The following is a 539-nucleotide window of genomic DNA, read 5'->3' as shown; positions in this document are numbered from 1 at the left end:
ATCACGCCGGCATCGCATCGCTACGTGGAGTCGTACTCCGACGACGGGGGCAAGACGTGGCGCACGGCGTTCACCGCCGACCTGACGAAGCTGGCCGACGCCCCCGCGCAAACCACCTCCGCCGCCCCGCGCGAGGGCGGCCACGAATTCGATTTCGACTTCGGCGTTTGGAAGACGCACACGCGCCGCCTGCTGCGTCCGCTGACGGGCTCTCGCGAGTGGGTCGAGCTCGACGGCGTCACGCACGTATCCAAGGTGTGGGGCGGCTACGCGAACCTCGCCGAGTACAAGGGGCAGGGCGCGGACGGCAAGCCGCTGGAGCTTCTGTCGCTGCGCCTGTACGACCCGCGACAGCATCAGTGGAACCTGAACTTCGCCAATCCTGGAGCTGGCGCCATCGGCGTGCCGATCGCGGGCGCATTCGCGAACGGCCGCGGCGACTTCTACAGCTACGAGGAGATCGACGGCCGTTATGCGATGGTCCGCTTCTCGATCTGGCCGCTGTCCAAGGATTCGGCCCGATCGGAGCAGGCTTTCTC

Annotated in this window: 1 protein-coding gene; it reads left to right on the top strand. The window is 67.3% G+C overall.

All coding sequences use genetic code 11. From position 1 onward, the window contains the following. Window positions 1-24: 24 nt before the first annotated feature. A partial coding sequence (locus tag ACXRVZ_RS27735; RefSeq protein WP_458233149.1) for a hypothetical protein occupies window positions 25-539 on the top strand: 515 nt, incomplete at its 3' end.

The sequence above is a fragment of the Roseateles sp. P5_E8 genome (assembly GCF_054177665.1).
Note: the sequence above shows the minus strand (reverse complement) of the source record. Positions and strands in the feature narration are given on the sequence as shown.